1 protein-coding gene is annotated in these 2428 nt (G+C 70.8%); it reads left to right on the top strand.

All coding sequences use genetic code 11. The features are described 5' to 3' along the window. Positions 1-30: 30 nt before the first annotated feature. On the top strand, positions 31-2428 hold a 2398-nt coding region (locus ABT115_RS30755; RefSeq protein ID WP_351796765.1), incomplete at its 3' end, for a non-ribosomal peptide synthetase.

Here is a 2428-nt window from a genome sequence, read left to right on the forward strand (position 1 = left end):
GATTTGTTGGTGCGGGCTTCGTTGGTGCGGGTGTCTGCGCGGGAGCACGTGCTGGTGCTGGTGATGCATCACACGGTGTGTGACGGCTGGTCGATAGGGCCGTTGCTGCGGGATCTGGAGGCGGCGTACAACGCGCGGGTGGCGGGTGGTATCCCCGGGTGGGAGCCGTTGCCGGTGCAGTATGCGGACTACACCTTGTGGCAGCGGGAGTTGCTGGGTGACGAGAGTGATCCGGAGAGTGTGGTCAGTCGTCAGCTGGCGTACTGGCGCGAGGCGCTGGAGGGGCTGCCGGAGGAACTGGCCCTGCCCTACGACCGGCCCCGACCCCACGCGGCCAGCAACCGTGGCGACGTCGTCCGCTTCCCCGTCTCCCCCGAGGTCCACTCGGGGCTCGTCGAGATCGCCCGCCAGTCGCAGGCGACGCTGTTCATGGTGGTGCAGGCCGCCGTCGCGGCTCTTCTGTCGCGTCTCGGGGCGGGCAGCGACATCCCGCTCGGCACCTCCATCGCAGGCCGCACCGACGAGGCGCTCGACGATCTGGTCGGATTCTTCGTCAACACCCTCGTCCTGCGCGCCGAACTGACCGGCGACCCGACGTTCCTCGACCTCGTCGAGCGGGTCCGGGACTTCTCCTTCGCCGCCTACGCGCACCAGGACCTGCCCTTCGAGCGGCTCGTCGAGGAGCTGAACCCGACCCGCACTCGCTCGCGCCACCCCGTCTTCCAGGTCAACGTCGAACTGCACGAGGCCGGCACGCCGCAGCTGCGGCTCACCGGGCTCGACACCTACGTCGAGGTGTTCGGCACCCCGACCGCCAAGTTCGACCTCTCGTGGGACTTCGTCGAGGCCTCCCCCACTGCGGGCCGCGAGCACGGTCTGACCGGCCACCTCAGCTACGCCACCGATCTCTTCGACCGGGCGACGGCCGAACGGCTTGGTGAGTGGACCCTGCGGCTCCTTGCTGCGGTCGCTGCCCGGCCCTCGGACTCCGTACGCAGCATCGGCCTGCTCGACGCGGCCGAGGAGCGGGACCTGCTTGACGAGGCGCGGCCCGCCCACGAGACCATCGAGACCGGCGTCGTGGAGCGGATGCGACGGCACGCGGCCGAATGCCCCGGTGCCACGGCAGTGATCGACGACCGGGGTCCGGTCTGCTACGGCGAACTCGTCGGACGCGCCAGTGGCCTCGCCCGCACACTAGCCTCGACGGGCGTAGAGGTCGGGACCGTCGTCGCCGTCCTCGCCCACCGGGGGGCACAGGCCGTCACCGCGATCCTCGGGATCACAACGGCGGGCGGCGTGTACCTGCCTGTCGATCCCAAGGCGCCGCCTGCCCGCACCCTCGGCCTGCTGCGCGACGCCGGCTGCTCACTGATTCTGGCGGACGCGGCCCACCTGGAAGCGGCACGGCGACTGGCCGCCGAGGACACCGACCAGGCCCTGCGCGTCCTGCCGGCCGACGCTCCGGCCGACCCGCTCGACGGACTTGTTCCGATCGCGGGCGGCCCCGATGACCTCGCCTACGTCATCTATACCTCGGGCTCCACAGGGCGCCCCAAGGGGGCGATGGTCCACCGGCGCGGCATGATGAACAACCTCCTGTGCGAGGCCGAGGCCATCGGTATCGACGGCCCCCGCACCGTGGCCTCAACCGCGCCCCTCACCTTCGACATCTCCGTATGGCAGATGTTCGTGCCCCTCGTCTTCGGCGGTACGGTGCGGGCGGTGCCCGACGAGATCGTGCGCGACCCGAGCAGCCTTTTCGCGCTCGCCGCGGACGAAGGCATCGATGTCCTCCAGGTCGTGCCCAGCCTGCTGCAGGCAGCGGTCGATGCGTGGGACGACGGCGCGCCGCCGCCCGCGCTGCGTCTCCAGTGCCTCGCCGTGACCGGCGAGTCACTCCCGGCGGCGCTGTGCTTCCACTGGGGCGCCCGCTACCCCCGCATCCCGCTCGTCAACTGCTACGGCCCCACGGAGTGTTCGGACGACGTCACGCACGCCGTGATCAACGCGGCCGACCTGCCCGCTGACTACCGCACGCCCATCGGGCGCGCCGTTCGCGGCAGTCGGCTGTACGTGCTCAACGACGCGCTCCGCCTGACACCGTCCGGAGTCGTGGGCGAGTTGTACGTCGGCGGCGTCGTGGTCGGCCGCGGCTACCTCGGCGACCCTCTGCGTACGGCGAGCACCTTCGTGGCCGACCCGTTCTCCCCGGAACCGGGACGCCGGATGTACCGCACTGGTGACCTCGTCCGCCGCCGTGAGGACGGTCAGCTGGAGTTCCTTGGCCGCCGTGACCACCAGGTCAAGATCCGCGGCCAGCGCATCGAACTCGGCGAGATCGAGCACGCGCTGCAGGCGACCGGCCTGGTCCGTGGCGTCGCTGTGGTGGTGCGTGAGGACGTGGTGGGGGACAAGCGGTTGGTGG

It is taken from the genome of Streptomyces sp. NPDC001832, from assembly GCF_040297265.1.
Lineage (GTDB): Bacteria > Actinomycetota > Actinomycetes > Streptomycetales > Streptomycetaceae > Streptomyces.